The following is a 13323-nucleotide window of genomic DNA, read 5'->3' on the forward strand; positions in this document are numbered from 1 at the left end:
TTATGTTCTTTTACGAAATAGGCTGATGAGGGAGAGCAAAAGCGATAGAACAGCAAGGATAATGGCGATCCACTGATAGGAGGAGCTAGATTTATCTGGTGTCTGCGGATTCATATTCATCGTATGATCCATTTCATTCATTTCTGATTTGGGACTAATGGTGGTGACAGATGCAGGTGTTTCACTTTCAGGAGCACCAGTCCAGTCAACTACGGTACCATCTGCATACGTTTGATGAGCTTTCCATGAGACAGATGTTGCTTGTTTTGGGTTTGCTCCGATAAACGGAAACTCAAAAAATTCATGTGCTTTGATTCCATCCCCTGTAGCTGTCCAGATGATACCGGTATTGCGGCCATCGGAACCTTTGACGAATTGATAGTTCCAACCTGATACAGGTTCTACGGTCTCTACCTGCACATCTTTTGGAAATTCTAATTGTACTTTCGTCGTGCTGCTGTCTTTTTCGGATGGAACTCGGACAGTATACTTTTCATAAGCGCCGACTGTTGATTCTTTGGGCCAAACGGTAACATGTGCATCGACGATGCTTGTAAATCCAAAAAAGGTAAATAAAACGAATAACGTCATAGGGATATGATATTTTTTCAATGAAATAAACTCCTTTTTCATTAGATGGGATAAGCGATTTGACTCATCCAAACACCAAGTAATAATGCGATGCAACCAAGTATGACTTCTGTTCGCAGGGAATCCCGCTCAAGCAGCGCAGTGGATATCCAATGGCGGTTTTGAAGTGCTGCATATAAGAGCATTCCGATGACAAGTAATATTTTTATGATCAGAAAACGACTCCAAAATGTTTGAAATGTCCATACTTTAGACCAATCTGTTTGAACCGTAACAAGTAATAAGCCGCTTGAAATCAATAAACTAGCAGCTATGAATGCTGTTCGAGAGAAAAAAGGTTGAAACTTTCGCAGCGTTTCCCCAAGTTTTGTTTGATAGTGGATACAGACCCATAGCAGATAAGTGAGCCCTCCGAGCCACAGTGCTCCAGACCAGATATGAAAGAGTCTGACGATCAAGGCTAAATGGATGGACTGACTAGACCAAGCATGCCCGCTAAAAGCACTAGTTGCTGTGATTAATACCCATAAGGTCAGATACCAGCCTTTGACCATGTTTGGAAGGCACAGCAAGATATAAAGAAATGCTTGTATCAGTAAGACGATTGCAAATGGAACAAGTACAAGGGATGTGAACTGTCCTTGCCATAACCATTTGTTTAACAAGTTTTGCGGCAGTTCCGATGCGTACAAAAACCAGATCGCGATTTGAAATCCAAACCAAAGAAGAGCCGAAATCCATTTGATAAGACGGTTAGATTTCTCTGTCCAGACAGGTAACTGATGTTTTTCCGCAAAAAAAGAAACCCAGGCAAATCCCGCACAGACCAGCAGCCAGACTTCATTTAGATAACGGAGCAGAATAAGCATCGTTGTTGAGATCGGATGTGAGGTTTCATTTCCTCCTGCTGTCGTGGCTACTTTTTCTCCAAATGCAAAAGAATAACTTCCGCTCACTGGATGGCCATCTTCGGAAATTACCGACCAGTTGACGGTATACGTACCTTTCGTAAGGCTGGGAAGGGATGCAATTACGCGAGATGGATCAGTTGGGGCAAGCTTTATCGAGATTGGCAGTGACTGTCCCCTTGGATTTTTCACTGTAAGACTTAGCACATCGGGTGTTATTTGCTCGCTAAAATGCAGTTGAATCTCATTAGGAGCTAATTTTGTCGTTTCCCCTTGTTTGGGACTGCTATCGAGCAGATATGCATGGGCAAATACACGACCAGGCATAAGGAATCCAAGGAAACAAATAAATAAGGATAATAGAAATGCTGCTTTTTTTGGCATGAAAAGACCACCTAAATGTAAAAACTTGTCTTCTTTATTATAGAAGATCATCTCATTTTTGATATGACTCAAAAGGACTATCCTTTTTGCGTTTTGCAAATTTAAATCGCAGTATACCATCCTGATACTGTTTGATCGCAACGAAAAAAGACTAGTATCTCTACTAGCCCTTTTCCTCTCTTATATAAAACACATGAAGTGTTTGCTTTTGCTCGTCCGCACTCTCATCATTACCGAATCAACGTATTGATGAGAGCGCGGACTTGTGCTAGGATGATCGTCCATCCTAATCCCGATTCCTCTCAGATCTCAGCGCCCACGGACAGGCTTGGGGTCAGTGCAACCCGCCGCGCCGTGGTTCTTGTTGCAGTTGCTGCAGGTCTCTGAAGGCATGATTTCCTCCTAAGAGGTTCGGACTATAGAGCTCAGCTCCTCTAGTGTTCGGGTAGCTTCACGGTTGTGAAGTCACCTTTATTATAGACCAACCATCAAAATTATGCTACCCCTTTTTTGTAAATTTTCAAAAAAACTGCCGATTGTATTTTTTTATTTTATGATGATTTCATTCCTTACATAAAAGATATCGTTTTCAAAATAAGACGATGTTCTGCTTTAACGTACTAACAAGCCAGAGAATTGTTGATTTTTTGTAAAGATGCGAGTTTAAAATTTAAAAAATAAATAATAATCTTAATAAAAAATCAATAAAGTCATTTTATTATTTTTAATAAAAATTTATGAATTTTATGATGTTTGGATGCGAGAAAGGTGCTTTTATTTGTAATTCTTCACAATTATAATGAAATAACATGGATTTATTTTTTTGTCAAGAAAAAAGTATTAATAAATGAGAAAGGATTGGTCGTTTGACTGGGTATATTTTGTCCTTATTATTGATTTCGGCATTGGGTCATGCAGGGTGGAATGCTATCTCGAAACAAGTAACAGAAAAAGACACGTTTTTCACGATCATCATAGGCCTTGCTGTCATTCTTTACTTACCCCTAGCCATCTATCTTTTGTTGCAACAACCCATCCCATGGGAAGCGTATTTTTATATGGCAGGCAGTACTATTTGTGAACTCATCTACTTTTGGGGTTTAGCTCATGCTTACCGGCAATTGCCGTTTAGTTATGCTTATCCGATCGTTCGAGGATTAGGGCCCTTGGTATCTACGTTTTTATCCTTTTTTCTTGGAGCAGCCCTTACCTGGATTGGTTTTGGTGGCATTCTCCTCGTTGTCGCTGGCATTTTATTGATGCAGTTTAGCGGAAAGTTTACTTTGGAAACAGGAGCAGGCTGGGCTTTTCTCGCTGGTGCGATCAATGGAGGTGCGATCACTTTCGACAGCATGGGTGCTGCTATGATGTCTGGGATGTTATTCAAATACATTGTATTTATTGGTATTTTGTTAGGGAAAATGATGATGGATCGTATTTCTTTTCGGGAATATAAACGAGTTTTTCTTTTATACAAGGGTAAAGCGGTTGTTGGAGCATTGCTGACTTTCGGAGCAAATGCCGTTACGCAGTTTGCCTTACAATCTACTCCAGTAGGTTATGTCTCTGCGACCAGAGAGTTGAGTATTGCTTTTGGAACGTTGATAGGCTGGTTATTTTTTAAAGAAGAGTTGAAGAAAAACCATTACATTGGCATTGGTATTTTGATCTTGGGGATTCTTCTGATCAAGTTGGGTGGATGATTTGTCCGATGTTATGCTTTAGAGTCTTTCTAATCTGTTATCGTAATGAAACATGATTGAAATTTAGTAACATTTTCAATATGTTATGATAAGGAAAAAATTTTGGAGGGGTTTTATGAGACAATTATCCATAAAGGTTGACGGCATGGAGAATCTCACACATGATAATTGGAAAAAATTAGGCACTATATTACTTCCTACTGGACGCATTGTAGCTTGTGATCCATACATATATCCTTTAGGCCCCGAATATGAGCCATTTGTACAAGTTGTTCCTCAAGGCAGATACCCTGTGTATATGAATCGTATCTCTTCCGAAGATGAAAATAATGGTCGTGTTGCTCATGCCATGTTGCGTTTTGGTGATGGGAACGTAGCTCGTTGGGAGCTAGCCACTACCAAAGGGCAAGATATCAGAGAGCTAAAAGAAAACGAGATATTTGGTTATGCGGTAGACGCTGGAGTAGGTTGTTTTATGGATTTGGAAACGGCAAATCTACTGCGGTTCCGTCGCGATGAAGTAGAAGATGGCGGTGATTGGATGAAGTTAATCAGTAAGGATGATATGACTTGGGGTGAGAGAATGCTCAATCAAGTGGGATACAATGTGTTTAGTTTTCAAACTGGCAATGGTCACGGTATTTATCCCACTTACTGGGGTTATGACGAAGACGGCGACCCTGTCTGTTTAGTTACTGAGTTTATCAAATCATAGAAAAAAGAGTGGTTCTATCCTAAGAACCACTCTTTTTTGTTTCGTCTGAGTCAGATTTTGTGATATAGGCATCTTTTACATTCTTGATATCTGTTTGTTTTAGTTCATCCAACTGGACTTGTGCTTCGTTTTTATCGGAATAAGTACCTAAATAAACACTGTAATATTTATTTCCGTTTACGATTTTAGGAGAAATCATTGCGTTGAATTGATGATTATCTAATTTTTTTACCAACTTTTCTGCATTGGTACGATGCTGAAATAGTCCAACTATTACAATATAAGATGATTGCGATGGAGGTGGTGATTGCTCCGTTTTTGGCGGGTTGGTTTCATCTGCATTAGGTTCTTCTGGTTGCCAGAAAAAGTAACCTAAACCGATGATAATTAAAATACATAAACCGATAATGGTATATTTCCGCCGGTTATTTTTTGGAGGGTATTCCGGTTTTTCTTCCTTCCATCCTGCTTGATTGTCATCAGTCCAAGCGACTTCTTGGTCTCTAGTAGGTTGGTAATGTACTTCGGCACGGAGTGGAGTTTCAGGTTCTGGGTTATGAGAAAATGCTTGAAGTAATGCTGTTTTAAATTCTTCGGCTGACTGATAGCGTTCTTCCGGTTTTTTGGCTAGCACACGGCTTAATACTTTGGTGAAACTTTCCGGCAGGTCTTCTTGTACCAATCTAGGATCAGGTACTTCGTCATGAAGATGCATCATCGCAACTAAAATATGTTCTTTGGCATCAAATGGAACAGAGCCAGTTAACATTTCAAATAGTACTACGCCTAGAGAATAGAGATCAGAAGGGTAGGAGATGCTGTGTCCGCTAGCTTGTTCTGGTGAAAAATAATGAACAGACCCCATTACTGTTCCCGTTTTGGTTAAATGGGTAGCTGCGTCTACTAAACGGGCAATTCCAAAGTCAGTTAACTTGTATCTTCCATCTGGAGTACATAATATATTTTGCGGTTTGATGTCGCGATGGATGATGCCTTGCTTGTGTGCATGTGCTAAGCCATCACAGATCTGAACACTAATTTCCGCTGCTTCTTCTGCGGATAGAAACCCTTTTTCTATAATATATTCTTTCAGTGTGATGCCCTCTACAAACTCCATCACCATGTAGTACATGCCATCTTCTTCTCCAGCATCGTACACATTTACAATGTTAGGGTGGGATAACCTCCCAGTTGCTTGGGCTTCTAGAATAAATCTTTTCACAAATTCATCGTCTTGACCCAATTGCGGGTCCATCACTTTTACTGCCACGATGCGATCTAAAACATTGTCTCTTCCTTGATAGACAGCTGCCATTCCGCCACCAGCGATATGTTCTAGTATTTCGTACCTGCCAGCGATAATCTTACCTAACATGGTATCCACCTTTGTCTATTATCATAAGGATTTAGTCCATTGCTTATTATATCAGGTATGCTGAGATTTGTGTTTGAATACGTGTCATAAGCGTGAATCTTTTGAGATCATGGGAAAACATTGTCTCTCTCTATAGTTATGAAGTCTGCTATCAGAATAAAACTGCAAAGAGAATGTTAATTATTTTTAAAGGTTAAGTGACATTTAAGTGAAGGCGGCAGATGTAGAGCAGCTGTTTATATATCGAGGAATAAATCGAGGGACTTCTGAAGCAAAATCTGATAAACTAATTTCTACTATGAGAAAAAAGGATGTGGGGGATTTGTCGAGAGGTTATGAAGCTTTACAGAAATTATTCTCTGTCGCTGAAATCCCTTCCGAATGGTATCAAGCTTATTTCACACAATCATTCATAACAAAGGTGAACGTTCAACTTCAAAAGAAATCTTGGATGATACATATCCATTTACCAGAGCTGGTACCTGCAGAGATATGGGAAGGAGTTCAAGAGAAGATTCAACGTTACTTGGCTCCAAGTATCGATGCTACGGTACAGTTCATATATGATCCACTGGAAACAAAAGTTGTCATGGAAAAATATTGGCATTGGATAAAAAAGCAAATAGCGGAAAAGTCTGCTGTCGCATCTAGTGGATGGCTTGGAAAAGCAAAGTGGAAGATTGTTTCTGGCAGTCTAGAAATCACTTTCCCCAATGTGCTGATGGAGAAAATGGCTAGACAAAAAGAATTGGACTTTCTGGTACAGGGATATTATCGAAGTTTAACCGGTCAAGAGATACGAGTTACTCTGAAAACAGATGAACATATGATGGATTCAGCAGAACGAGAAGAAAAAAAGCAACAAGAAGAACAAGTACTTCGCCGCCAGTTGTATCAGACTCAAATGCAAGAAGCAAAAGCAAAAGAAAAAATAGAAGAGAACGAGTCTGTTGACTGCAAAATTCAACTTGGCAATCAAATTCAAGATTCACCTGTTCCCATTGATAGTATTCAAGATGAAGAAAAACGCATTACTGTAGCTGGGGAAGTATTTGGATTAGACTGGAAAGATTTAAAAAGCGGAAGGACATTGTTCACTTGCTATCTAACAGATTATTCCAATTCCATTTCCATGAAAATGTTTGTTAACAAAGAAGATATGCCTATACTACGGCAAATTAAAAATGGAGTTTGGCTGAAAGTTCGTGGTCCTGTTCAATATGATACTTTTTCACGTGATTTGGTTTTAACAGCTAGAGACATAGTAGAAGTACCTAGAGTGGAAGAGTATCGAATGGATGAATCAGATGAGAAGCGAGTCGAACTTCACTTTCATACCGCAATGTCAGCGATGGATGGGATATATGGCTTTGAAAAAGAAGGTTTCTCTCAGTTTTCCAAAGTATGCAAAAGGTTAAAAGAGTGGGGACATACAGCTTTAGCAATAACCGATCACGGCGTGATTCAAGCATTCCCAGAGGCATATGGTGTTGGGAAAAGCCATGGCATAAAGATGCTTTTGGGGATGGAAGCCAACGTTGTCGATGATGGTGTCTCGATCGTGATGAATCCAGCAGAGCGAAAACTCGAAGATGATATTTATGTTGTATTTGACGTGGAGACAACAGGTCTTTCTGTCAATCACGATGTGATGATTGAGTTAGCTGCGGTTAAGATGCAAAGAGGCAAAATCATCGATCGATATGAAACATTTATCAACCCGCACCGGCCTTTATCTGCTTTTACGACAGAGCTGACAGGAATTACCGATGATATGGTGCAGGATGCTCCAGAAATACACGAAATTTTACCTGATTTTATTCAGTTTATCGAAGGCAGTGTCCTTGTTGCGCACAATGCTCGATTTGATATGGGTTTTATTCAAGCAGCTTTTCAGAAGAATGGGCATCCTATCGCTGCGAATCCAGTAATGGATACATTGGAATTGGCTCGTTTTCTCATTCCTGACTTGAAAAATCATCGATTAAATACATTAGCAAAAAAATTCGATGTAACCTTAGAACAGCATCACCGTGCGATTTATGATACAGAAGCTACTGGTCATGTTCATTGGAAACTACTTGAATTACTATTAAAACGCGATATCACTCAGTTAAATGAATTAAATGAAGTCAGTAAAAACAGGGACCTCAGCAGACTTCGACCTTTTCATGCTATTATTTTTGCCAAAAATAAAACAGGACTTAAAAATTTGTATGAACTTGTTTCTTTATCGCATATCGAACATTTTTACCGTGTACCAAGGATTCCAAAAAGTTTACTAGATAAGTATCGAGAAGGATTGATCATCGGTTCAGGATGTGAAAAAGGAGAATTATATGAGACAGTCCTCAATAAAACACCTGAAGAGGCGCTAGAAGTAGCTAAGTTTTATGATTACTTAGAAATTCAACCGCTGGAGATCAACCAACACTTAGTGGAAAAAGGGCTTGTGGATAGTATAGACAGGCTTAAAGAAGCAAATAAGGTAATTGTGGAAATTGGAGAAAAGCTCGGTAAACCCGTTGTAGCAACAGGTAATGCACATTACTTAGATGAAAAAGATGCGATCTACCGAGAGATTGTCTCCAACAACCAAATGGGTGGAGCACGTTTTACAGGTGCATTGCCACGAGCTCATCTGCGGACAACAGATGAGATGTTAGAGGAATTTGCTTACCTCGGTTCGGAAAAGGCAAGGGAAGTGGTGATTACCAATACCCAGTTGATTGCCGATCAAATAGAAGATATCAATCCGTTCCCAGAAGGTACCTACACTCCAGAAATCGAGGGTGTAGAAGACGAGCTGCGAAATATTTGTTATGAAACTGCTCACGCATGGTATGGAAATCCACTGCCAGATATTGTAGCAGAACGCTTAGAGACCGAATTGAACGGGATTATCAGCAATGGATATGCCGTTATTTATATGATCTCTAGTAAATTGGTTGTAAAATCGATTGAAGACGGATATCTGGTTGGATCAAGGGGTTCTGTTGGTTCTTCTTTTGTCGCTACCATGTCACGAGTTTCTGAGGTGAACCCTCTTCCGCCGCACTATCGCTGCCAGGACTGTTTTGTCACTGAGTTTGTCACAGACGGTTCGGTTGAGACGGGATTTGACTTACCAGATCGGGCTTGTCCAAAGTGCGGACAACAGATGAAAAAAGATGGTCATGATATCCCATTTGCTACCTTCCTTGGTTTTGAAGGAGACAAAACACCCGATATTGACTTGAACTTTGCCAGCGATTATCAAGCGAGATGTCATACTTATACAGAGGAACTACTAGGCAAAGAATGTATTTTCCGTGCAGGTTCTGTAGGTACCGTCAAAGAAAAGACAGCTTTTGGCTATGTGAAAAAGTATGCAGAGGAAAATAATCGTACGTTCCGCCAAGCAGAAATAGCGCGAATTGCCAATGGTTGTATAGGAGTAAAACGTACAACCGGACAGCACCCTGGTGGATTGATGGTTGTACCAAAAACGATGGATGTAGAAGATTTCACTCCGATTCAGCGGCCTGCAAATAACATGAAGTCCACCGTGACTACAACACACTTTGATTACAATGCTATCGGCGGTAAAATTTTGAAGCTCGATTTGCTGGGGCATACAGCACCAGCGATGCTCAAAATGCTAAAAGATATGACTGGTGTTGACCCTGTTACACTGCCTACCAATGATCCAAAAGTAATCGAATTGTTTAAAAGTACAGAGTCATTAGGGATAAAGCCGGAAGATATCAGTGGTGTGACACTTGGAACCCTTGGAATACCTGAGTTTGGAACTGCATTTGCCCAAGGTATTTTGGAAATTGCCCGTCCAAGGACGATTGGGGAGTTTACCCGTGTATCCGGCTTATCCCATGGGACAGATGTATGGGCTGGAAATGCAAGGGAGTTAATCCAAAATGGGGTTTGTACCCTGTCTGAGGCGATTTGTAACCGGGATGATATCATGCTGTACTTGATTCGCAAAGGGCTGCCAAATAAAACATCCTTTAAAATCATGGAAGCAGTGCGAAAAGGAAAAGGTCTCACCGAAGAGCAAACTGCCTTAATGCGGGAACATGATGTGCCAGAGTGGTATATCGAGTCCTGTAAAAAGATCAAGTACATGTTCCCAAGAGCACACGCAGCAGCTTATGTTATCTCTGCGATTTGGATTGCTTACTATAAGGTGTATCATCCTGAAGCATTTTATGCTGCTTATTTTAGTAAAGCTGTCAATAACTTCGATATCGAATTGATGGTAAAAGGCTATCAAGCGATCACCAATGCGATGAAAGAAATCAAAGAAAAAGGCTACGGAGCATCTCAAAAAGAGAAAAACTTGTTGACCGTTTTGGAACTGGCACAAGAGATGTATGCGAGAGGAATTAAATTTCTTCCGATTGATATTCATCAATCCCATGCCAGCAAATTTTTGATTCGCGACGGCGGCTTACTTCCTCCTTTTGCTTCGATTGCAGGAGTGGGAGAAAGTGCAGCAGAGGGAATTGCCGAAGCACAAGAAGCTGGTGAATTTTTATCGATTGAAGATTTACAACGCCGCGGCCGTATTTCCAGTACAGTCGTAGAGAGCTTGCAGCGCATGGGCTGTTTGAAAGGTTTACCAGAAAGCAACCAGCTCAGTTTGTTTGCATAGAGTTGCAAATTTAGCACAAACTCTTAAGGAGAAAGAAATGGAGGTCGTGACGTAACATGTACTATAGCTATAGACGCAGATCATCAGGCAGTTCTTTTTTGATATTCCTAGTTATCTCAGCAGTCGTCATCTTGTTTATTTCTCCGCGAGCACGCAGGAAAGTTGGAGGCTGGCTTGGTGCCCTTTCCTCCTTATTGATGGGAGTAGGGAAAGAAGTAGGTCGCAAAGTCAATCAAGTAGGGATCAATATTACCGATAAGTTTCGGACGTATAAGTTATCTGACCTAGCAGGCGGCTTCATGCGGACATATACCGCTTCGAAAGGAAGCAAAGTGGCTTCCGATGAGGAAGAAGAGGAAGATAAAATTTATTTCCATGATCTCACTTCACGTGAGAATCAAACGGATGAAGATGATGAGCATCATGAAGATAATCATGATGGAAATGATGATACAAAGAAGTACCCACATGAGTAAATTTAAGATCTCTCCATAGAGGGATCTTTTCTTTTTAAAACAAGCAAAAAGCACCTATAACAGGTGCTTTTTTCTATAGATAACTCATTATTTTTTGAGTCCCGTACGTGTTGCTGTACGGGGTTCTTCCACGGTCAGAACCGCGGGTTAGCGGGCCATTGGCCTGGTGTTACTCTGGTCTTGCTCACCTAAACACACAGCGGGGCCCTCAGGGGACACCGCAACAACGCCCTCCGTAGAGGGATCAGAAGGGTTTCACCCTATCAAATGACCAGCGCATAGCGCAAGGTTCAGCAACCAAAATTCCGGAGATGAATCTCCTTATTGATAATATATCAGACTCTTCTGCCAAAGACAACAACCTTTTCACTTTATTTTGTTTTTTGTATGGGAAAGATTAAACTCTTACTCTTTTGTAGAAAAACAGATTGCCATTTAAAGAGTTATAAACGCGCAAAACGACTAGAGATATCTCTAATCGTTTTGTCCTATTTAATGGGTAAATCTCGATTTGGGCAAAGTATTTAACACAAATGTATAAGATACGCCTATTTGAAACGTTTTTCCACTGTAAACGATTCTCCAATCGATGCATAATTATTTCCAGCCAGCCGGCTGACAGGTTGAAGTTTTTCAGAGAAAATGTACTTCTTTTCAGGATCAAATACTTCTTCACTAAAATGATAACAAACAATCCGAACGAGCAGAAAATCCATCACAATTTCCCCTTGATCGTTCTTGATCGGCAGATGTTGATGAAGTTTACATTCATAACGTATACGTGCTTCTTTGATACTTGGTACAGAAACTCTATCGCTTTGAATGGTAGAGAGATTTGTCAAAGCTAACTCACTTTGATCTGCTTCAAGTGGAGCACCTGTTTTGTCTACATCACCTATAATTTGTTCATCACAAATATGAATGACAAGTTCCTTATTTTCAATCGCATTACGCGCTGTATCTTTCATTTGACTTTGATTGCGTCCAATGGATATAGAGAGCAAAGGAGGATCAGAAGAGACAGCATTAAAGTAACTGAACGGAGCTGCATTTACAACACCATTGACGGTGGATAATGTGGTAACAAATGCAATAGGCCGAGGAATAACAGAACCACTCATTAATTTATAATTTTCGATAGTGGAAAGGTCATCAGGATAAATTTTAAACATATACATGCCTTCCTTTCGATTATATGCAAATTCTCAGCAAGTGGAATAGCTAGTTCGTGAAATTGCGAATCTTTTCGACAGGATAGATGATACAATAACTTGGCAATAGATGTATAGACGAACTGCTAAAAAAGGTCTGTTATTATAGTTCGGATTGTCATATCGAAATTAAAAATAGATATTTTATTAAGATGTGATGTATATTATGCAACAGGCTCTTAAAGACATAACTCTAAATATTTACAATAATTTACTTTTATTGGGATTTATTTGAGGGCTAGAGGTTGTTGAATAAATAGATTTGAACACTGGATAAGGTCGCTGATCCACCCCAAAAAGTATTACTTTGGAACCTTCGGTTCCGCTTCGCGAGTGGGGAACCCGGGATGTGTGTTTTTTCCGCGTCTGTTGTTGAAAAAACACATAGGACGCTCCACCCACACAAAGCGAGACTTGTGCCCAAGGCTTAGGTGCACATCTGCGCTTTTGAGACGAATAAAGCAACAGACTCGAATGTATTGAATATCTAATTGGTAAAAAACGAACATTTACATAGTAACAGCCCAAGATATCGTATCTCGGGCTGTTTTGCTTCATAGTGTATCGAGCATAGAAGTTTGATAAAGAGGACTAAATCATATCCGTATGGGTGATTTTCCAGTGTACATTTCTTAGCAGATCCTCTAAGTTTTCTTTGTCTGCTTGTTTAAAAAAATCAATGATTTGCTTATGCTGATGATTCATCTCTTTTAATGCATCAAAAAGTTTTTGTTTATCCTGGCTTAGATACACTTGGCGGATAAAACTATTTTGTAGGGAATTGAGCATATCGATTAACGTGCTGTTGTCGCACTTATTAATATATACATAATGAAAATCGGTTTGGTATTTTTGATAATCCGCATAATTTTGTCGATCGATGGCAATGTCGATTTTTGCGACTAGTTTTTCCATCGTTTGGATATCTTCATCTGTAAGGTGATCGACTGCTAGTGTTGCAGCAAATCCATCGAGTACCCCGACTACTTGGAAGATATCTAGTTTCTTTTTCGTATCCATATCACTGACAATAAACCCTCGGCGTGGTATATATTCCAACAAATTTTCTGAAGCTAATTGAATCAAAGCTTCTCTTACAGGCGTTCTGCTCACTTCTAAATTTTTGCAGATAGATGCTTCGTTTACTTTTTGATTGGGGAGCAATGTTCCATTCTGAATTTTTTGGGCAATGTAGTTATATACATGATCTTTTAAAGACTGATATTTTTTGATGATATTTTCCTCCTAAAGACGAACTACAGTATATACAGTATACAATATACAGCAATAAAGGATAGAGATAATGTAT

At 39.8% G+C, this 13323-nt stretch carries 9 protein-coding genes; 4 read left to right on the top strand and 5 right to left on the bottom strand.

The window, feature by feature from the left end:
* Together MK805_RS12640 and MK805_RS12645 are read right to left on the bottom strand one after the other, a co-directional pair.
* Window positions 1-612, bottom strand: coding sequence for a YcnI family copper-binding membrane protein (locus tag MK805_RS12640; RefSeq protein WP_240876255.1), 612 nt, complete (start codon window positions 610-612; stop codon window positions 1-3).
* Window positions 613-632: 20 nt separating this feature from the next.
* Complete coding sequence (locus tag MK805_RS12645) at window positions 633-1883, bottom strand: copper resistance CopC/CopD family protein (RefSeq protein ID WP_240876256.1); 1251 nt, start codon at window positions 1881-1883, stop codon at window positions 633-635.
* A gap of 866 nt (window positions 1884-2749) precedes the next feature.
* On the opposite strand from MK805_RS12645, the gene MK805_RS12650 reads away from it, so the two are divergent.
* Entirely contained in the window at window positions 2750-3586 is an 837-nt protein-coding gene (locus MK805_RS12650) for an EamA family transporter (RefSeq protein WP_240876257.1), read from the top strand.
* Window positions 3587-3701: 115 nt separating this feature from the next.
* Window positions 3702-4301 carry a DUF4241 domain-containing protein gene (locus tag MK805_RS12655; RefSeq protein ID WP_240876258.1) on the top strand — a complete coding sequence of 200 codons (600 nt, stop codon included), beginning with the start codon at window positions 3702-3704 and terminating at the stop codon, window positions 4299-4301.
* Between the two features lie 19 nt (window positions 4302-4320).
* Here MK805_RS12655 and MK805_RS12660 read toward each other — a convergent pair whose 3' ends face one another.
* Window positions 4321-5676, bottom strand: a complete 1356-nt coding sequence (locus tag MK805_RS12660) for a protein kinase domain-containing protein (protein WP_240876259.1) — start codon at window positions 5674-5676, stop codon at window positions 4321-4323.
* A 208-nt stretch (window positions 5677-5884) separates the two neighbouring features.
* Here MK805_RS12660 and MK805_RS12665 point away from each other — a divergent pair, with 208 nt between their 5' ends.
* Both MK805_RS12665 and MK805_RS12670 read left to right on the top strand, forming a co-directional pair.
* A complete protein-coding gene (locus tag MK805_RS12665) occupies window positions 5885-10327 on the top strand; it encodes a PolC-type DNA polymerase III (RefSeq protein WP_240876260.1) in 4443 nt (1480 codons plus the stop codon).
* 56 nt (window positions 10328-10383) lie between these two features.
* Window positions 10384-10803: a hypothetical protein gene (locus MK805_RS12670; protein ID WP_240876261.1), complete on the top strand. Its 420-nt coding sequence runs from the start codon at window positions 10384-10386 to the stop codon at window positions 10801-10803.
* A 548-nt stretch (window positions 10804-11351) separates the two neighbouring features.
* Here MK805_RS12670 and MK805_RS12675 read toward each other — a convergent pair.
* Complete coding sequence (locus tag MK805_RS12675) at window positions 11352-11981, bottom strand: flavin reductase family protein (RefSeq protein ID WP_240876262.1); 630 nt, start codon at window positions 11979-11981, stop codon at window positions 11352-11354.
* A 624-nt stretch (window positions 11982-12605) separates the two neighbouring features.
* The gene (locus MK805_RS12680) at window positions 12606-13250 is read right to left on the bottom strand and encodes a GntR family transcriptional regulator (protein WP_338057506.1); all 645 of its coding nucleotides are present in this window, start codon (window positions 13248-13250) and stop codon (window positions 12606-12608) included.
* Between the last annotated feature and the right edge of the window lie 73 nt (window positions 13251-13323).

The organism is Shimazuella soli (assembly GCF_022511585.1).
Classification (GTDB): Bacteria; Bacillota; Bacilli; order Thermoactinomycetales; family Thermoactinomycetaceae; genus Shimazuella; species Shimazuella soli.

Coding starts and splice junctions, on each gene's coding strand:
- MK805_RS12645 (WP_240876256.1), bottom strand. CDS start 1,883: ATGCCAAAAAAAGCAGCATTTCTATTATCCTTATTTATTTGTTTCCTT.
- MK805_RS12655 (WP_240876258.1), top strand. CDS start 3,702: ATGAGACAATTATCCATAAAGGTTGACGGCATGGAGAATCTCACACAT.
- MK805_RS12660 (WP_240876259.1), bottom strand. CDS start 5,676: ATGTTAGGTAAGATTATCGCTGGCAGGTACGAAATACTAGAACATATC.
- MK805_RS12670 (WP_240876261.1), top strand. CDS start 10,384: ATGTACTATAGCTATAGACGCAGATCATCAGGCAGTTCTTTTTTGATA.
- MK805_RS12675 (WP_240876262.1), bottom strand. CDS start 11,981: ATGTATATGTTTAAAATTTATCCTGATGACCTTTCCACTATCGAAAAT.